Below are 18,500 nucleotides of genomic sequence, written 5' to 3'. Positions count from 1 at the left end.
TGCCGTTCTCCGTGTCCGATATGCGTCAGTTCGACATCATCAGGCTGTAGTCCTCGCGAACGAGGGCATTGTTGTCCCGCCACCAGTTGGCATTGAGGAAGGTCTGCTTCTTGATATTCTCGGGAGACATGTTGGATTTCGCGAGAACATCTGGAGCGAACTTCTTGACCTCGAAGGCACGACTGTTCGGCGGACCGTAGTAGGGCATCATTTCGGGAATCCGGGCTTGTGTTTCGGGCGCAACGACACCGGCGATGAATTTCTGTGCGGCCGCCGCGTTTGGCGATCCCTTGAGAATTGCCAGGCAACCATAGCCGAGTATCGCATCCTGATAGGTGAATTCCACCGGGGCGCCATCATTGATGACACTTGCCACCCGGCTGCCCCAGATCGCAATCATATCCACTTCATGGTCCTTGATCAGCTGCGCCGATTGGGCACCGGAAGACCACCAGACGGCGATATCCTTCTTGATCTTCTCCAGCGCTTCGAAAGCGCGCTTGCTATCCAGGGGATAAAGCTTGTCCTTGTCGGCACCACTGCCCATGAGGGCGACTTCCAGCATTTCCTGCGGATAGGTGCTCAATGCGCGCCGACCGGGAAACGTCTCGGTATCCCAGAAATCCTTCCAACCCTGCGGCTTCTTGTCTTTATAGACATCCGAGCGCCAGGCGAGCACGACGGAATAGGTGTTCGTCGCGATCCAGTTCTCGCCATAGGCTAGCTTGTCGAAGCCATCGGTGCTGATGACCTTGTAGTCCAGCGGCTCGAACAGACCTTCTTGGCCGCCCACCGCGCATTCGTCGGCACCCAGATGAACCACATCCCATGTCGGCGAGCCGGACTGCACCTGCACCCGAACCGCAGCCAGACCGTCATGCGTCTCTTCACGCAATTCCACCCCCGCGGCATCCGCCGCCGGTTGCCATAAGGTCTTGCGCAGATCGTTCTGCAGATTGCCGCCAAAACCGGCGATCGTCAGTGACGTATTTTCTGCCACTGCACTCGATGCGATGGATGCAAGAACTGCGGCGCCAAATAGGCCGGCCGCACGACGCCTTAGGGAAATCATGGTTGCTCCTCCAGCAAAGACTGATCCAGATCGGCGCAACTCACTCCCAAGCTGCTTCGGCTGGTCGACAATCCGACCGCGCCATGCCAATCTAGTTGACGAACTTAACTATATCGTTCACGTTGTCAACCAATTTATTGCTCGGCATTCCCAAAAAGCCAGCAGCGAGCAAATCTGGATGGAGCGGAAATCGATAAAGCCGCAACCTGAGAGGAAACATGACGCGAAACCACGATGACCTGGATTCAAAGGCCGGCGATTACTTCAAGCGCCGCGAAGCGCTGCAGGAGAGAGAGGCCGACATTCGCGACCTGTTTTCATTTCAAGTGCAGCGCCTGGCCAGCCTATCTACTCGGATCGCAGCGCTATCCATCCGCCCACGTTATGGCATTACTCCGCGAGAGTGGCGGGTTATCGCGGTCTTGAAATACCTTGAAAAAACGTCGCTGCAGGACCTGGCAAAGCATAGCGGGGTCTTGAAAAGTCAGATGAGCCGGACGGTCTCGGCGTTGATCGAGCGCGGCTACATCGCCAAGGCTGCCAATCCCGAGGACGGGCGCAGCATCCTTTTACAACTGAGCGCTGAGGGTCTCGAGCTTTCAAGCAAGGTTCTGGAAGATTCCTTCCGCCGTAACGACGAAATGCTGGCGACGCTGAGCCACGCAGAGCAGCAGATACTCGTCGAGCTGCTTCGCAGGGTCACGCAGACGAGCAGCAAATACTACCACGAACTCAAGAGTTCTGCGTCGCAATCGGACCTCAAGAGCATCGAGGAAGAGTAACAAGATGGAATTTTTCTCGGCAACAATGGTTGACAATGTGAACAAATAATCTCAGTCTTGCCTCACGTCGAATGGAGGTGAGGCATGTCGACCGAGATAACGCTATGTGAATGCTTTGCTCGTGACGGGCTGCAGCACGAGACCGTTTCCGTTCCCGCAGGGGAAAAGATTGCATTGATCAATGCTTTCTCAGACGCAGGGTTTCAGCGCATAGAAGCGACCAGCTACAGCAGTCCTGTCCATGTCCCTGTTTTTGCGGATGCTTCAAGGGTGCTGGCCGGCATCGCAAAACGGCCCGGCGTCGCGTACAAGGCCACCTGTCCGAATTCGAAGGCCGTGCAACGAGCCTTATCGGATCTGGATGCCGGCCATGGCGTCGAAGAGGTCAGCTTGCTGGTATCTGCGACTGAAGCGCATACCCAGCGCAATCTGCGCACCACGCGCGAAAGCCAATGGGCCAATGTCGCCGACATGGTTAGACTGGCAGGGGGCCGCTTCAGGCTCATCGGCGTGATTTCCATGGCCCTGGGTTGCCCATTCGAAGGCAAGGTGGATCCATCCAGCGTGATCGCCGATCTGCAGCGCTTCTGCGACCTCGGCGTCAGCCACGTCTCTGTGTGTGATACCACGGGACATGGGACGCCAAGCGCGATCCGCCGCCTCTTCGACAGAATTGCGCGTGAGACGCCCGATGTAACGCCAATTGCCCATTTCCACGACAGTCGCGGCACGGGCATTGCCAACTGCTTGGCCGCCTACGAAGCCGGATGCCGCTGGTTCGACAGCTCCATCGGCGGCGTTGGCGGTCACCCCACGCAGATCCGGTACGGCGAAGGATATACCGGTAACGTCGCCACCGAGGACCTCGTCAATCTATTCGAAGCGGAAGGGATCAGCACGGGGTTGGATCTTGAAAAATTGCGGGAAGCGTCCCGGCAGTGCGAAGCTGTGCTCAAAAGAGAACTCCTGAGCAAGGTCGCCCGCAGCGGCTTCGGCCATCTGGCAGCATAGGATCAACATGACAAGCACTTCTCAATCTTCCGTCGTCCTGGTTGAAACGCAAGGGGCCGTCCGCATCATCACGATGAACCGCCCAGACAAGCTCAACGCCCTGAACACCGAGCTCACCCAAGCCATTTACGATGCCCTGCTTGCGGCAGACAACGATCCGTCCGTCCGTGCCATCGTTCTTGCCGGAAATGGCCGTGGCTTTTGTGCCGGTGCTGACCTTTCGGAATTCGACACATTGACGCCGGCCAACCAGGATCTCGTGGAAAAGCGCGCCGATCTGACCTGCCGGACGCAGGCGATGATGCAGGGCCTTTCGAAGCCTGTCGTCTCGGCGGTGCAGGGAGCAGCCGTCGGCGGCGGTGCTGGACTGGCAATCGGCTGCGACATGATGGTGGCGGCGACAAACCTGAAGTTCGGCTATCCGGAACTGAAGCACTCGATCGTTCCAGCGTTGGTTATGACCGGCCTGCAGCGATCACTCGGACGCAAGGCCGCGTTCGAAATGATCAGCCTCGGCCGTCTGATCGGCGCCGACGAGGCGTTGTCGCTTGGGCTTTGCAATCGCGTGGTTGCACCACAGGATGTTCTGGGGAAAGCGGTTGAGATTGCTGAAGCCTGGTCCGCCGCCAACTCTCTCGCCATGTCGGCCGCAAAGGCCCTTTACTATGCGGTCGAAGACCTTCCTTACGCCGAGGCGATGGCCGCCGGTCGCGACCTCAATGCAAAGATGCGTAGCTTCCGGGGTGACGCCAAATGAAGCCTCTCGACGGTATTCGTATCTTGGACTTCTCTCGGGTTCTTGCAGGACCGATGGCGACACAGATCCTAGCCGAGCTCGGCGCGACCGTCACGAAAGTGGAGCGACCGGGCGGAGGTGATGAGTCACGCATTTTCGAACCCCGTCTTCCCGGTGGCGAAAGCGCATATTTCTTCGCGTTCAATCGAGGCAAGCGGTCAATGACGCTGAACCTCAAGTCGCCGAAAGCCCAGGCCATTGCAGCACGGCTTGCTGCGCGGCACGATGTCGTGCTCGAGAACTTCCTGCCGGGGGACATGGATCGTTTCAATCTCGGCTATACGCAGCTGTCAGCGCTCAATCCACAACTGATCTATGTGTCCAACACAGGCTTTGGGCAAAGCGGGCCTTATCGCAACAGAGCGGGTTACGACACCGTGTTCCAGGCATTGTCTGGCATCATGCATCTCACAGGCCATCCGGATTCGCCGCCAGCCAAAACCGGCGTGCCGATTGCCGACATGACCGCCGGATTGTGGATCGCCATAGCCATCCTCACGGGCCTTGTTGGCCGGGCACGAAGCCAGAAGGGCTGCCATATCGACCTTGCCATGATGGATATCCAGGCCAGTCTCCTGGCGCTCGCCGCTGCCCGCTTGTTTGCGCTGAACGAAGATATCTCTCGCTCGGGCACCGAGCATCCCGGTCGCGTGCCTTCCGCCGCCTTCCAATGCCGCGATGGTGGCTGGCTGCATATCAGCGGCAGTGATCAGCATTGGTTAGGGATGTGCAAGGTTCTCCGTCTTGATGACCTTGCGGCCAATCCGGCCCTCGCCAAAAACGCCGGGCGCGTTGCCAACCGCAACCAGGTCATGGACGCGATGCGAACCGCGATTGCCGCCCGCGATCGTGAGAGCCTTGCCGAAGATTTGCGTGCTAGCGGCATTCCAGCTGGCGAAGTAAACACCGTGCGCGAGATCCTAGATGATCCGCACATGCGCGAGCGCGGGACTGTTGGCACCTTCGACCATCCGGCAGAAGGCCATTTCCCGGCCCTGCGCACGCCGGTCAATTTTGACGGCTTCGATCCGCCACAGATCGGCTGCCCTCCGCTGCTCGGCGCAGATACCGACGACATCCTGAAACATGAACTGAACCTGAGCGCCGCCGAAATCGACGAGCTCCATAATGAAGGAGTGATCTGATGACGGAAACCCATGATGCGGTGCTTGTTCGGCAGGACGGCGCCATTGCACACGTAATCTTGAACCGGCCTCAGGCACGCAATGCCGTCAATCTGGAAATGTGTGTCGCTCTTCGTGAGGCTTTTGAACGGCTCGACACGAAATCTGACATCCGCGTCATTCTTTTGTCCGCCAACGGCCCGGTGTTCTGCGCCGGCGCCGATCTGAAAGAACGGACGGACAAGGACGAGGCGTGGATCATAGCACGCCGGCACGCATCCTTTGCAGCCTATGACGCCATCGGGCGCTGCTCGAAACCTGTCGTCGCCCTCACTCAAGGGGCCGTCGTGGGGTCCGGTGGCGAAATCCTGATGAGCTGCGACTTCGTTATCGCTTCTGAGAAGACGACGTTCCGTTTCCCCGAACCGCAATGGGGAACAGTTGGTGCAACTCAGCGCCTGCAGCGTGTCATCGGACGCATGGGCGCCAAGGAGCTGTTGTTTACGGGCCGCCTAATGCCTGCGCAAGAGGCCTACCAGCGCGGTCTTGTGGCGCGCATTGTCGCGGCTGACGCGCTTGTAGCGGTCGGACAGGAAATCGCCCACGCCATCGCTGCCGCCCCTGCACTGGCCATCGCCCTGACCAAGCAGGCGGTCGATCTTGGTCATGAAACGAACCTAACCAATGGCATCCGCATCGAGATGGCGGCAATCGAACGTTGTCTGGCCGATGGAGGCTGGCGATCCAGCATCGAAAAGTTTTCCGAAATCGTCGGTGGGAGGAGTGGCAAATGAAGAGCGTACACCTCGATCTCGCGACCATTTGCCCCCTCACTGTATCGGCGGCACTCGCCCGCGCCGCGACCATCGCGCCCGATGTCGAGGCAATCGTGGCGGCCGGCGGCAGGCTCACCTTCCAAGAACTTGCCGAAAGAGTCACAAACGCCCGAGCAGCCCTCGTCGCCGCCGGCGTCCGCAAGGGCGATCATGTTGGTTTGTGTCTCGGCAATTCCACCGATTGGGCGGTTATATTCCTGGCGATCGGCACGCTGGGCGCGGTGACCGTGCCTGTCAACACCCGTTTCGTCGCAGTCGAGATGGCCTACGCGCTGAAGCAGTCGCGTGTCACGACCCTGATCACCTGCGATCGCTTCCTCAAGATCGACTTCATCGAAATGTTGCGTGAGATCTGCCCGGGTGTCGACAACACGCTTCCGCACGGTGCCCTGCCCGACCTTAATCGCATCCTCGTCGTCGGCGACGATATCCCCTCGACGGCCATCAGTTGGCGCCAGTTATGCGCGAGCGAGCCGGAACCGGTCGCTGCAGGCGATCATGCAGAGGATATTTTGCTGATCCAGTATACGTCCGGCACCACTTCCTTTCCCAAGGGTGTCCTTCTGCGCCACCGCAACATGCTCGCCAATGCGTTTTTCTCTGGCATGCGAACCGGCCTGCGACCAGGTGACCGGTTTCACAGTGCCCGTCCCTTCTTCCATGTTGCCGGTACCACGCTGTCCATCCTGGCCTGCCTTCAGCATGCCGTCACGCTCGTCAGTATGGACAGGTTCGATCCCGGCGAGGCGCTACGGTTGATGGAGGAGGAAAAGTGCACCCATTTCTCCGGTAATGATACGATGGCGCTGATGCTGCTGTCACATCCCGACCGCCCATCCCGCGCACTGAACCTGCGTGGTGCTTGGCTTGCGGCATCTCCCACGATTGTTCGTCGCGTGATCGATGAACTTGGCGCGCGCGAGTGCGTGGTTGGCTATGGCCTTTCGGAAGCGTCCCCAAATGTCGCCCAGTCTTGCTGGTGGGAACCTGAGGAGGTTCGTATCAGTGCAGCCATGCGCGTGCAGCCCGGTGTGGAGGTGCGCATACGCACAGAAAGCGGCCATGACGCCGGTCCGGACGAACAGGGTGAGATCCTGGTTCGCGGCTGGAACGTCATGAAGGGTTATTTCGACAAACCTGAGGAAACTGCTGCCGCTCTTGACGCAGAGGGCTGGCTGTCTACCGGCGATCTCGGCGCTCTGGATAGGGCCGGACGGCTACGTTTTCTTGGGCGCGCCAAGGACATCGTGCGGGTCGGCGGAGAAAATGTGTCGCCGGCAGATGTCGAGAACGTTTTGCACCGGAACCGGCTGATCCGCCAGGCCGCGGTCGTGGGTGTCCCGGACGAGCGACTGGTCGAGGTGACGGCAGCGTTCGTCATCCTCAAGGAAGGCTGCGCAGCCACGCCAGCTGAGATCATTGACTGGTCGAAGCGTGAGATGGCCGGTTTCAAGGTGCCGCGGCATGTCTGGATTGTCGACGATTTTGAATCGATCGGCATGACTGCAAGCTCGAAAATCCAGAAAAAGCAGCTTGCCGCCCATGCGCGCAAGCTCGCAGGCATCGAGGTCTAGAATGCGCATCGAAACCAACGTCACGAAACTGCTCGGCATCGATCTTCCCGTCATTCAGGCAGGCATGTCCTGGGCATCCTCCAACGCGGCATTGCCGCTTGCAGTTTCCAATGCGGGTGGTCTCGGGGTCATCGCCGCCGGGCCGATGTTTCCTCATCACCTGGAAGAAGCAATCGATGAGGTGAAGGCCGGGACCGACCGTCCTTTTGCCGTCAACTTGCCGCTCTACCGGGAAGGTGCCGACCAGATCATAGACATGCTGTTGAAAAAGCGCATCCCGGTCCTGATCGCCTCGCAGGGCGGGCCAAAAAAATACCTTGATCGGTTCAAGGCGGTTGGCACCATCTGCCTTCACGTGGTGTCCGGCGAGGTGCACGCCCGCAAGGCGGCTGATGCCGGCGTCGACGGACTGATCGCCGTTGGCGGCGAGGCCGGCGGGCATCCGCCACCCGAACTTGTTTCCACCCTGGTCCTCGGCCGCGCGATCGCCAAGGCGGTGCCAGATGTGCCGCTGATCCTCAGCGGTGGATTTGCCGATGGTCACGGCCTTGCCGCGGCGCTCTCGCTCGGTGCCGGAGCTGCGCAGTTCGGGTCGAGATTCATGCTGTCGCGTGAAGCCAGACTGCACCCGGCCTATCAGGATCTGCTCGTCAAGGCTGGCGTCGAAGACACGATGGTGGTCGGCCGGGGATTTGGCGTTATCCGCGTCATTCGCAACCGATTTGCAGAAGACATGTCCAAGGCGGAAACTGACGGTTTGTCCGATGAAGATCGAAAGGCGCTCTTCATCGCCAGTTCGCTGAAGTCCGCGGCGTTTGACGGCGATGTGGACGGGGGCAAGGTCGAGGCCGGACAGAGCACGGGACTGGTTTCCGAGATCCTCCCTGCCGCCGAAATCGTCAAGCGTATTGCCGAGGAATATGTGCGGGTCGCTCGCGACCTGCCGAAGCCAGTTTCAAGTCAAAGCCATGAAGGATTGAGCCATGTTGGATAAGCCGCTTCTGATCAACGGGACCTGGTGCGCGCCCTCGGGAAATCGCGTTGCCGAGGTCAAAAATCCGGCAACCGGCCAGACCATCGCAAAATTGCCGATCTGCGAGCGCGACGATCTCGACAGGGCGCTTGCCGCCGCAGAGGCAGGGTATCGCACATGGCGGAAAATGACGGCCCTTGAACGTGGTCGCATCATGCACCGAGCAGCCGCCTTGGTGCGCGACCGGGCGGAAGCAATCGCGCAGCATATGGTGAGAGAACAGGGCAAACCACTGGCCGAAGCGCGGGGCGAGGCCAATGCCGCGGCCGAGCATATCGAATGGCATGCCGAAGAAGGCCGTCGTGCCTATGGCCGCGTCATTCCTTCCCGAATTCCAGGCGCCCGCCAGATGGTGGTCAAGGAGCCGGTTGGACCGGTCGCGGCCTTCTCCCCCTGGAATTTCCCGATCAATCAGCTTGTACGCAAGATCTCCGCCGCACTGGCTGCAGGATGCTCGATCATCGCAAAGCCTCCGGAAGAAACGCCCTCCGCCTGCATCTTGCTCGTCAAGGCATTCCAGGATGCCGGCGTGCCTGATGGCGTGATCAATATCGTTTTCGGCGTACCACCCGAGGTCTCCGAATATCTCATCGCCTCGCCGATCATCCGGAAGGTGTCCTTTACGGGGTCGGTTCCCGTCGGCAAGGCGCTTGGGGCCATGGCTGCCTCCGGCATGAAACGATCGACCATGGAGCTTGGCGGCCACGCGCCCTACATCGTCGCCAGCGATGCGGATGTTAGGGCCGCAGCCGCGCTCGGCGTCATGCTGAAGTTTCGCAACGCCGGTCAAGTGTGCGCTTCGCCAACTCGCTTTTATGTCCAGGACGCCGTCTACGATAGTTTCAAGGAGAGTTTCGTTGCCGGCGCTCAGGCGCTCAAGGTTGGTGACGGTCTTGCAGATGGAACACAAATGGGGCCGCTTGCAAATCCTCGCCGGCTTGATGCGGTGGAGATGTTCGTGGAGGACGCCGTCAGTTGCGGTGCCACGTTGGAGTGCGGTGGACGGCGTATCGGCAATGCGGGGTTCTTTTTCGAACCAACCGTTCTGTCCGATGTTCCCGAACATGCTCGCATCATGAACGAAGAACCATTCGGGCCGGTTGCTGCGCTGGTGCGCGTCGGTTCGCTCGATGAAGCGATCGAACGCAGCAACCGCCTGCCCTTCGGACTGGCTGCATTCGCCTTTACTCGATCTCTGGCAACGGCGGATCGGTTCGCCACGGAACTCGAAGCGGGAATGGTCTCCATCAACCATTTTGGCATTGCATCGGCTGAGACGCCGTTCGGCGGCATCAAGGACAGCGGCTGGGGCAGCGAAGGTGGCACCGAGGGACTTGAGGCTCACCTCACGGTCAAGTTCGTCAGTCATATCGGCGCGTGACGCAAAGCGTCTTGGCAAAAAAAAACGGGGCGTCACCGCGCTGCCGTATCGCTTCCAGCAGGAGTTGAAGCTCGGATGAAGACGTTCGATTACATCGTCGTTGGGGGCGGTTCGTCAGGCTGCGTGGTGACAAACCGGCTGGTGTCAGCGGGTAAAAGCGTACTTCTGCTTGAGGCGGGCCCGCGCGACAACACCCCATACATACACATTCCTGCGACTTTCGTGCGCGTCCTCGGCACCAGGCGCACCTGGATGTACGAGACCGAGCCGGAACCCGGCGCCAACGGGCGCGTGCTCGTCGTGCCGCAGGGTCGGACACTCGGTGGCGGCTCATCGGTCAACGCGATGATCTACATCCGTGGTCAGGCGCAGGACTACGACACATGGCGTGACCTCGGCTGCGAAGATTGGGGATACGACGAAGTTCTGCCGGTGTTCCGGCGCTGCGAGGATAATGAGACGCTAGCGGATGCATTTCATGGAACGGGCGGGCCGCTCAAAGTGTCCGAACCGCGGTTTCGCCATCCAATCAGCTCCGCCTTTGTGCGGGCCGCACAGGAGATCGGCCTACCCTTTACCCATGATTTCAATGGCGCGTCACAGGAAGGCATCGGGTTCTTTCAGACGACCACGTCCAAGGCACGCCGCGGCTCGACAGCGGCAACCTATCTGAAAGCCGTGAAGGCCTCACCACTGCTGACGATCAGCACTGAAAGTGCGGTTCAAAACATCATCATGGAAAATGGAAGCGCGTCCGGCATTTCCTACCGCACCGCGGACGGCGCTGTGCACCGTGCCCGAGCAAGAGAAGAGGTAATCCTTTGCGCCGGTGCGCTGGCGACACCGAAGCTCTTGATGCTGTCTGGGATTGGACCCGCGGCGCATCTTTCCTCGCTGGGCATCCAGGTCCTGCGCGACCTGCCAGGTGTCGGCGAAAACTTCCAGGACCACATCACGGCATCGGTTTATGGCATCACGGATCGACCTATCTCACTGAAGGGGCAGGACAAAGGGTTTCGTGCCGCAATCAACGGCCTACAGTATCTGTTTAATCGGTCCGGCTTGCTTTCGTCCAACGTGGTGGAAAGCGGCGGCTTCGTTGATACGTCGGGCTGCGGCCGGCCGGATATCCAGTTCCACGTAACCCCCGCACTGGTCGGAGATGCCTCGCGTGGCCAGATGGATGGTCACGGCGTATCGATCAATCCTTGCATTCTGCGTCCAGAGGCACGCGGAAAAGTGTTGCTGAGAACCTCGAAGGCACAAGACCCCATCATCTTTGTAGGCAACAACCTTACCAGCAAGGCCGACGTCGATACGCTGGTCAGGGGCATCAAGCTCGGTCGCCGTATTCTTGCCGCACCCGCCATGAAGGCACTGGGTTTTCGGGAGCTGGCGCCCGGTGACGACGCACAATCCGACGAGGCGCTCGAAAACCACGCGCGTTCAATCGCCAAGACGGTCTATCACCCATCGGGCACGTGCAAGATGGGAAGGGACGCAATGGCGGTGGTCGATAACCAACTGAGAGTGATCGGTGTCCCACGTCTACGTGTTGCTGACGCGTCGATCATGCCAACACTGGTCAGTGGCAACACGAATGCTCCGGCCATCATGATTGCCGAACGCTGCGCCGATTTCATTCTGCAGAGCCACGCGCGGCGGTCGCGCTAAAAAAGAGTCAAATGCCGTCTGGAAACACGGATGATGGTCAAGTGAAACGGCTCTGTTGAAGTTCATCAAAAAAGTTAGCGTCACTTGCCCAATTTCTCGTTCGCACCGCCTTCGCTCAAGTGAACGTCGGGAACAGATCCCGGTTGGCGAACTCCCTATCTCTCGCACCCTCTTCGAAACGCTCCAGCATCTTTCTTAGCTGAACACCGGGCGCGCTCGCCTATCATCGCCAGTTCGAGATATGCTGTTGCCTACGGTTGCAGTGCTGAATAGGTCGGGCGTGGAGTTTACAGCGCGGGCACCGCCCGCCGCGCTGTAAACTCCACAAGGCCATAAATGTCTGTCGTTTCAACCAGTTAGCTGGTCTTCCTAAAGGAGAAAATCTCGCCCGCCGCCATGATCGCAAATCCGTATCGGGATCATTGGTCAGACGTAGGTAAACGCGCAACCCAGCCACATTGCAGGAGGTCGCCTCGGTCCAGTCCAGCCTGACAATGGGTGCGCTGCCTCGAATGCACCGCTATCTGCTGAAGCTACAGTTTCTCCACCGATGCCCCTTCTCAGCGCATTGACCAACGCCCGACTAGTGAGGGGAAAAGCGCTTGCATACCCGGCGGGTCAAGGTTAAGCCGGCGCCACCCCTGTGACCACGCCAAGCTGGAAAACCTCTGTCTCCTCGCCGCGCCCGCGCAGCCTATGCTCACCCATCGGGATTGTTGTGAAGCTTTCGTCAAGCCTCGAGGCAGTCGCTTTGGAAATGGTGATGCAGGCGGCTGTATCCGGCATCGACAGCTTTCCCACCTCCAGGAGCCGCTGGCTGATGTTCACGGTATCCCCCACGATTGTGTAGTTGACCCGGTCGGACGCTCCAATATTGCCGACAATGACAAGGCCAGTGTGGATGCCGATGCGCACCCGGAGGGGTGGTCGACCTTCCACCGCTCCTTTTTTATTGTCGTTCTCCAGATCTTCGCGGATGGCTGCGGCTGCACGGACCGCGGCAACAGCGTGATCGTCCAAATGGTCCGGGGCACCGAAGAATGCCAGCATTCCGTCGCCCAGAAACTTGTCGACGGCACCGCCGTTTGCGTCAACCGAGCGGCATAGAATGCCAAAGTGATGGTTGAGTAGCTTCCCGGCAGAGGCCGCATCCATTTGCTCCGACAACGTTGTAAAGCCAGTGATGTCAGTGAACATGACGGTGACAATTGCTTCGCGAGGTTCGGCAATCCCAGTCTGTCCGGTGCGTACCAGCTTGGCGACCAGGGAACGGGGAACGTAGGTGGAAAACGCCCGAAGACCCACAAGCATCGCGTTGAAGGCAGATGCCTGCTCATCCAGTTCCAGCACCCTGCTGCGCGGCAGGGGCCTTAAGTCATCAAGCTCGAAATTGGCAACGCGCGAGGCCTGGCTCGCGATCTCCTGAATCGGACGTGACAGACGCCTGCCCAGCAGGACCGCTACGACCACCGCCGCAGCCATTCCGCCAAGCCCCAGGAGTGCCGACCCCATGACGCGTTCAATCTCGTCGCCAATTTGCCTAGCCTCAAAATACGCGCCAATCGTCCAGGGCCGGCCGCCATAACCTGTGATCTTGCGCGTGATGGCGACATACGTGTCCGCTCCCGGTCGCAAGAACGATGCACCTTGCCCATCGGTCTGGATCTCGGCAACCTCAATATCGCGGCCGCGCTTAGCGCTGAACTCCGTCTGCCTTGACCGCTCGCTGTATCGCGCAAGAACTGGATCGCCGAATGTATCAAGCGGCGTCAGTGGTAGAATGCCCGCATCCGGATCGGCCAAGCGCGGGTCCGCCAGGATTGTGCCGTCGCCATCCAGAATGAAAGCATGCGTACCGAAGCGAGAAGACAATTCCTGGGTGATTTCCGACAGCTTCTGTAATTCCACCGCGGCGATCACCCAACCGCGCGTCACACCATCGCGTTTGAGTGGCGCTGAGACGTTCGCGAACAGACCATGCTCGTTGGCTACGAACGCACCCCACTGGCGCCCACTGATCATCCGCCGATTTTCAAGGAAAGCTCTGACCTCGGGAGATTTCTCAGGCTCCGCCGGAACATGCCGGATCCCGCTGCTCGGACCACCGTGCGAGCCGCGTACCGCACCACTGCAGATCAGGTCGGTGGTGCATACCAGCATCGCGTTTGCGCCGGACGTGGCCGAAAGGGCGCCTGCAAGCGCGGCCGACATCGTCGCCTCGTCGATCTGGAAATCGCCCTGAGAATAAAGCTGTGAGACGCCGTCCACTGCGTTCTCGGGGCCTCCCATTTGGGCACGTAGTAGGTCCTCCATAGCATCGACCAGGAGAGTCGACTGAGCGCCAAGCAGGTCGAAAGTATTGCGAATGTTAGCGCCCACCGACAACACCAAAACTCCGCCCACTGACACAAGCACCAGTGCACCGAAACTCAACGCCATGAGCACCGCTACGGGAATGCGGCGCCATCTTTTTCCGGAATGAACCAGATGCATTGATTGCTCGGAGGTGTTCATGCGTTCAATGTCGTCAAGTCCCCCGGATTTGCAAGCCTCTCATCATGCGGCAAGGTGACCTTCTCCATGTCGGGCATGGTCGTACCTTGGGTCTTTACTCTGGCAACCCGCTTTACCAATGCGTGTCGCCGGGTCCGGGTGGCGCGAAGCGTAGCTCGCAACCGCCCGTTTATAATCTCAGCGTCCCTTCAGCTCAAATAAGGGAGGGGCGCAGTGGCGGCGGCCGCCTTCCGCCGCGCTCTCGTTGGCGTAGATATCTCGATAGAGCCGCAAAGCTGCCTCCTGAAGAATGTCCAGTGTGCGGCAGGCCGAATGAAACGATCGGGTCTGCCAACTGCATCTATTCTGCGGGATCCGACAGCGCTTCACGCTGCTGCATTGCCACCAGTTCGCCGGCTTTGATATCGTCCGCCGTAACGGACGTGAGTTTCCTAAGTCGTCTACTAAGCCATATGTTTACATCATCCATTACCGTGAACATTGCTGGAACAAACACCAAGCTAAGCCCGGTCGACGCTATGAGCCCTCCGATCACCGCCACGGCCATCGGCGCCCGCATGCCGGCATCAGCTCCAACGCCAATTGCCGCTGGCACCATACCTGCCACCATCGCTATGGTCGTCATGATAATCGGTCGTGCTCGTGTAATACCTGCCTTTAGCAATGCGGAACGACGATCCAGCCCTTCCTTGCGCACCACAATCGCGTAGTCGACAAGCAAGATTGAGTTCTTGCACACGATACCCATCAACATCAGGATGCCGATGGTTGACGAGAGGTCGAGGGCAGCGCCGTAGAGTATCAAGGCCAGGGCCGCACCGCCGATCGATAGCGGAAGCGCAATCAGAATTGTCATCGGTTGTAGGAAGTCCTTGAAGAGTAACACAAGGACGGCAGCAACCACCATGATGCCCGTAAGGAGCGCGAGCGCGAAATTACTGAACATCTCGTTCATGTATTCGGTATCGCCGTATTCTATCCGGCTCACACTTGCCGGAAGGCTCTTCAGAGAAGGCAATGCTGAAATTGCTTCAATAGCCGTTCCGAGTGTTGCACCGTTATTAAGATTTGACTCGACTGCGATAAGGCGTTTGCGATCAAGCCGTTCAACCTTCCCTTCTTCGGCACCGAACGAGAGGTCGGCCACAGAGGTGAGCGGCACCACGCCCCCCGCTGCAGTTCCAACGCGAAGTTTCTGTATGGTCCCTAGATCCCCCCGTGCGCCTTTGTCGAGAAGCACGCGAATAGGTACCTGACGATCACCGAGGTTAAACTGAGCCGATCCGGAATCAATGTCACCGATTGTAGCTATTCGAGCAATCGTGCCAAGTGAAACGACGGAAACGCCAAGGCGTGCGGCTTCATCAAGGCGGGGTGTCACGGCAAGTTCTGGCGCACGCAATGGTTCAGTAGACAGAACATTCGTGAGCTCGGGAAGCATGCGCATTTCGGACTCAAGCTGACGGGCCGCCTTGGTCAGCTCCTCTGAATTGTTTCCGACGAGGTATATCGAGACTTCCTTGGCGCCGGTATCCGTGACAAAAGTGAAGAGAACATCTGGTGTTTCGGCCAGGATTGGACGAATGGCCAGCTCGAATGACTTCTTGTCGAGTTTGCGTTCGCCGCGTGGCTTCAGCTTGATGAGCAGCTGTACTTCGCTAACACTGTCTGCGACCGCCAGCACACTTTCGATCTCCGGCCGCGCTGATAGGCGCTTGACTATCCCGTCGGACACCTTCGCAGTTTCTTCCAGCCGCGTCCCAGGAGGCATGGACACTTTGACTTGAGAAATGTTGGTATCATCTTCTGGCAGAAAACCTGTCGGAAGAAGGGCGAGTAGATAGATGGAACCTGCAAAGATTGCACCGACAAGTGCAAACGCCGTTTTCCGATGATCGAGCGTCCAGGCAAGGAGTTTTAGGTAAGAGTTGCCTATCCGGGATGTTTTCTCCTCGTGATGGGCAGCTGATTTAGGCTGCAAGATATAGGCTGCCATAAGTGGCGTAAGCAACCGCGCCACGACCAGCGAGAGCATTACGGCGATCGCCACTGTCAGGCCAAACTGCTTGAAGTATTGCCCAACCGCTCCGCCGATAAAACTCACAGGCGTAAAGACGGCAACAATCGTCAATGTTGTGGCAACCACAGCCAGGCCGATTGCATCTGCCGCTTCGATAGCTGCTATGTAGGGCCGCTTGCCCATATCGATATGTCGTTCGATATTCTCGATCTCGACGATTGCGTCATCCACCAGGATGCCGATCACGAGTGTGAGGGCCAAAAGACTAATGCTGTTCAGCGTAAAGCCAAGCAGATGCATGGCCGCAAATGTCGGCAATATAGACAATGGCATGGCCACGGCAGCTATAAGCGTCGCGCGCCAATTTCGAAGAAACAAGAACACGACAATAACAGTAAGAGCGGCGCCTTCCACCAGCGCGGCGACCGCATTGTCGTAACTCTGAAGGGTGTACTCAACGGTAGAGATCAGCTCCTTGATATCGACGTCAGGTGTCCGACCCTGGATTTCCGCAAGGCGTTTGGTAACGCCAGCAGCGACGGCAGTATCGCTATATCCTTTGGCGCGAGCGACCGAGAAGCCGACGACCGGTTGCGTATCAAGGTGGGCGAAAGTGCGTGGCTCCACGGGTCCGTCATCGATCCTCGCAATCTCGCGAAGCGGAATCCAACGATTTCCGGGCAAGGGAATGGTTAGGCGCGCGAACTCCTCGAGTGTCTTGGCGCTGCCAACCGTGCGGATGGATTGCTCCCTGTCACCGATTTCACCACGCCCGCTGGGAACGTTTACATTGGTTTCTCGCAGGGCCGTATTGACCTGGTCGGCCGTCACGCCAAGTGCCAGCAGACGATCGGGGTTTAGCGAGACTCGGATCTCCCGGTTTACACCGCCCAGGCGTTGAACCTTTTGAACGCCTGGAACGGTGAGGAGCTCTCTATTGATTGTGTCCTCAACAAACCAGGACAGATCGACTGCCGACATTGCTGGCGCGCGGACGGTGTAGTAAAGGATCGCTCCACCATCAACGTCGACACGCGAAACCACGGGCTCCTGGATTGTTTGCGGAAGATCGGACCTGATCTGGGTAACAGCCTCACGCACATCGTTCGTTGCGCGGTCGGGATCCGTGCCGATCTTGAACTCTACCGTTGTCGTAGAGACACCGTCGCCTATAGTCGATCGAATGTGCTGAACGCCAGCAATGCCGGACGCAGCACCCTCAATGCGTTGCGTCACCTGGGTTTCCATTTCGGCAGGCGCCGCGCTCGATTGCGTCACCGTGATTGCAACCACTGGAAACGACACATTAGGATTGGCGTTAATCGGCAGTTTGAGAAACGCCGCCCACCCCACTAAGGTGAGAACGATAAACAGCACGATTGTAGGAACCGGCTTACTGATTGCCCACGCCGATATATTGCTCGTCATTTTCTGTCGCTTTCGGAGGAAGTCGAGATATCAATTGCCCTGACGATGTCACCGGCTCGAAGGGAAGCTGCTGCTTTTGCAACCACCCGGTCGCCGACATTCAAACCGGCAAGAATTTCGACTTCGCCGTTTTTGCGAAGTCCGATCTTGACCGTCTGCTTGATGACGCGGTTGTCCTTGACAGTGAAAACTGAACTGTCGTTAGGCAGGGCCCCGTAGAATAGCGCTGACTCTGCGATTACCATTGCCTCGCGTTTCGCAATCACGATCTCTGCCCGCCCAAATGTCCCGGGAAAAAGCGGCGTGTCGCTTTCAAGGGCAATTTGCGCGATGCCGAGCCGTGTCTCCCGGTCGATCTTTGGTGAAATCCAGCGGACACGCCCGTGCACGACGTTGCCGTTGGGCAGCACCACTCTCGCAGCCTGTTTGGCTTCGACTAACGGCAATTCGCTTTCCGGAACCTCGGCGGCAAGCTCTATCACTCCTCCCCGGATCAGGCGGACAAGAGGGTCCGAACCGGCCAATGCGCCGGCGCGGGCCTGACGCTCGGAAACTACTCCCGCCGCGGGCGCCAGAACGACCGCCCGGGCTCGCTCCCGCTGCGCTTCGGCATATCGCGCTTCCGCTTGAGCGTGCTCGGCACGTTCTGCGGCTGCGCCTTGCTGCGCTATGGCTACGGCGGCCACTCGCTCATCGTAGCCCTGCTCGGTGATCGTTTCTGATGCACGCAAAAGCTGCGCGCGATTAAGATTGGCCTGAGCCTGCTTCAAGGATGCTTCCTGCTGTGCAAGAGCTGCTTTCGCGCGCGCGACCTGCCCTTCGGTTTCCCTTAGCTGATTGTCCAGTTTCTCTGTTTCTAGTGTGAGAAGTACCTGCCCAGCAACAACATGGTCTCCCACTTCCACTTCCACTGTCGCGATGCGTTGATCCTCCAATGAGGTGCCCACGGCGATCTCATCACGAGCGACAAATACGCCGCTGAATGACAGTGACCACTCGGTCAATGCCTTCTCCGCTGCGAATGTGGATACTGAGCGAGCGCTGGCAGGAACCTTTGATGCCTCTGCGCCGGTGGCTCCCGCCACGTTGGAACCAACAGTGGCAGCTAGCAAAGCTGCAAGTCCAATAAGATTGCAAAAGAGGCGCGTCATGTTGCGTACCTTCTGGTGTCAAGATGCATTTCGCGCACATGCCCGGTTTACCAGGGCTGGGACTCTGCATCATTTTAATAATTCATTTTAATAAGCGAGCAGTC

At 58.7% G+C, this 18,500-nt stretch carries 13 protein-coding genes; 9 read left to right on the top strand and 4 right to left on the bottom strand.

All coding sequences use genetic code 11. From position 1 onward, the window contains the following. Positions 1-25 precede the first annotated feature (25 nt). Positions 26-1,072 carry an ABC transporter substrate-binding protein gene (locus ASD00_RS17855; RefSeq protein ID WP_057207819.1) on the bottom strand — a complete coding sequence of 349 codons (1,047 nt, stop codon included), beginning with the start codon at positions 1,070-1,072 and terminating at the stop codon, positions 26-28. A 218-nt stretch (positions 1,073-1,290) separates the two neighbouring features. Between ASD00_RS17855 and ASD00_RS17850 the strand changes: the two genes are divergently transcribed. The 9 genes from ASD00_RS17850 (at position 1,291) to ASD00_RS17810 (ending at position 11,283) form a co-directional block, all read left to right on the top strand. Further along, positions 1,291-1,854: a MarR family transcriptional regulator gene (locus tag ASD00_RS17850; protein ID WP_057207818.1), complete on the top strand. Its 564-nt coding sequence runs from the start codon at positions 1,291-1,293 to the stop codon at positions 1,852-1,854. A gap of 84 nt (positions 1,855-1,938) precedes the next feature. Next, positions 1,939-2,865 (top strand): hydroxymethylglutaryl-CoA lyase, encoded by a 927-nt coding sequence (locus tag ASD00_RS17845; protein WP_057207817.1) that lies wholly within the window; start codon positions 1,939-1,941, stop codon positions 2,863-2,865. A gap of 7 nt (positions 2,866-2,872) precedes the next feature. After that, positions 2,873-3,622, top strand: a complete 750-nt coding sequence (locus ASD00_RS17840) for an enoyl-CoA hydratase/isomerase family protein (protein WP_057207816.1) — start codon at positions 2,873-2,875, stop codon at positions 3,620-3,622. Beyond that, positions 3,619-4,806 (top strand): CoA transferase, encoded by a 1,188-nt coding sequence (locus ASD00_RS17835; RefSeq protein ID WP_057207815.1) that lies wholly within the window; start codon positions 3,619-3,621, stop codon positions 4,804-4,806. Before ASD00_RS17840 ends, ASD00_RS17835 begins: the two co-directional genes overlap by 4 nt. Beyond that, a complete protein-coding gene (locus ASD00_RS17830) occupies positions 4,806-5,579 on the top strand; it encodes an enoyl-CoA hydratase/isomerase family protein (RefSeq protein ID WP_057207814.1) in 774 nt (257 codons plus the stop codon). Before ASD00_RS17835 ends, ASD00_RS17830 begins: the two co-directional genes overlap by 1 nt. Further along, the gene (locus ASD00_RS17825; RefSeq protein WP_057207813.1) at positions 5,576-7,195 is read left to right on the top strand and encodes an AMP-binding protein; all 1,620 of its coding nucleotides are present in this window, start codon (positions 5,576-5,578) and stop codon (positions 7,193-7,195) included. Before ASD00_RS17830 ends, ASD00_RS17825 begins: the two co-directional genes overlap by 4 nt. A gap of 1 nt (position 7,196) precedes the next feature. Then, positions 7,197-8,189 carry a nitronate monooxygenase family protein gene (locus ASD00_RS17820; RefSeq protein ID WP_057207812.1) on the top strand — a complete coding sequence of 331 codons (993 nt, stop codon included), beginning with the start codon at positions 7,197-7,199 and terminating at the stop codon, positions 8,187-8,189. Beyond that, positions 8,179-9,609, top strand: a complete 1,431-nt coding sequence (locus ASD00_RS17815; RefSeq protein WP_057207811.1) for an NAD-dependent succinate-semialdehyde dehydrogenase — start codon at positions 8,179-8,181, stop codon at positions 9,607-9,609. The genes ASD00_RS17820 and ASD00_RS17815 overlap by 11 nt, the downstream gene beginning before the upstream one ends. 75 nt (positions 9,610-9,684) lie before the next feature. Further along, positions 9,685-11,283 carry a GMC family oxidoreductase N-terminal domain-containing protein gene (locus tag ASD00_RS17810; protein WP_057207810.1) on the top strand — a complete coding sequence of 533 codons (1,599 nt, stop codon included), beginning with the start codon at positions 9,685-9,687 and terminating at the stop codon, positions 11,281-11,283. 624 nt (positions 11,284-11,907) lie between these two features. Here ASD00_RS17810 and ASD00_RS17805 read toward each other — a convergent pair. The 3 genes from ASD00_RS17805 to ASD00_RS17795 form a co-directional block, all read right to left on the bottom strand. Then, on the bottom strand, positions 11,908-13,797 hold the full coding sequence (locus tag ASD00_RS17805) for an adenylate/guanylate cyclase domain-containing protein (RefSeq protein WP_244496083.1): 1,890 nt from the start codon (positions 13,795-13,797) through the stop codon (positions 11,908-11,910). A gap of 340 nt (positions 13,798-14,137) precedes the next feature. Further along, complete coding sequence (locus ASD00_RS17800) at positions 14,138-17,245, bottom strand: efflux RND transporter permease subunit (RefSeq protein WP_057207809.1); 3,108 nt, start codon at positions 17,243-17,245, stop codon at positions 14,138-14,140. After that, on the bottom strand, positions 17,242-18,396 hold the full coding sequence (locus ASD00_RS17795) for an efflux RND transporter periplasmic adaptor subunit (RefSeq protein WP_082523623.1): 1,155 nt from the start codon (positions 18,394-18,396) through the stop codon (positions 17,242-17,244). The genes ASD00_RS17800 and ASD00_RS17795 overlap by 4 nt, the downstream gene beginning before the upstream one ends. Positions 18,397-18,500 lie beyond the last annotated feature (104 nt).

Origin of the sequence: Ensifer sp. Root31 (assembly GCF_001424825.1) — a bacterium.
Taxonomy (GTDB): domain Bacteria; phylum Pseudomonadota; class Alphaproteobacteria; order Rhizobiales; family Rhizobiaceae; genus Ensifer; species Ensifer canadensis.
The sequence above is the reverse complement of the archived record's forward strand: the minus strand, read 5'-3'. Positions and strand labels throughout refer to the sequence as shown.

Coding starts and splice junctions, on each gene's coding strand:
- ASD00_RS17795 (WP_082523623.1), bottom strand. CDS start 18,396: ATGACGCGCCTCTTTTGCAATCTTATTGGACTTGCAGCTTTGCTAGCT.
- ASD00_RS17805 (WP_244496083.1), bottom strand. CDS start 13,797: ATGAACACCTCCGAGCAATCAATGCATCTGGTTCATTCCGGAAAAAGA.
- ASD00_RS17820 (WP_057207812.1), top strand. CDS start 7,197: ATGCGCATCGAAACCAACGTCACGAAACTGCTCGGCATCGATCTTCCC.
- ASD00_RS17850 (WP_057207818.1), top strand. CDS start 1,291: ATGACGCGAAACCACGATGACCTGGATTCAAAGGCCGGCGATTACTTC.
- ASD00_RS17855 (WP_057207819.1), bottom strand. CDS start 1,072: ATGATTTCCCTAAGGCGTCGTGCGGCCGGCCTATTTGGCGCCGCAGTT.
- ASD00_RS17840 (WP_057207816.1), top strand. CDS start 2,873: ATGACAAGCACTTCTCAATCTTCCGTCGTCCTGGTTGAAACGCAAGGG.
- ASD00_RS17845 (WP_057207817.1), top strand. CDS start 1,939: ATGTCGACCGAGATAACGCTATGTGAATGCTTTGCTCGTGACGGGCTG.
- ASD00_RS17810 (WP_057207810.1), top strand. CDS start 9,685: ATGAAGACGTTCGATTACATCGTCGTTGGGGGCGGTTCGTCAGGCTGC.
- ASD00_RS17815 (WP_057207811.1), top strand. CDS start 8,179: ATGTTGGATAAGCCGCTTCTGATCAACGGGACCTGGTGCGCGCCCTCG.
- ASD00_RS17835 (WP_057207815.1), top strand. CDS start 3,619: ATGAAGCCTCTCGACGGTATTCGTATCTTGGACTTCTCTCGGGTTCTT.
- ASD00_RS17800 (WP_057207809.1), bottom strand. CDS start 17,245: ATGACGAGCAATATATCGGCGTGGGCAATCAGTAAGCCGGTTCCTACA.
- ASD00_RS17830 (WP_057207814.1), top strand. CDS start 4,806: ATGACGGAAACCCATGATGCGGTGCTTGTTCGGCAGGACGGCGCCATT.
- ASD00_RS17825 (WP_057207813.1), top strand. CDS start 5,576: ATGAAGAGCGTACACCTCGATCTCGCGACCATTTGCCCCCTCACTGTA.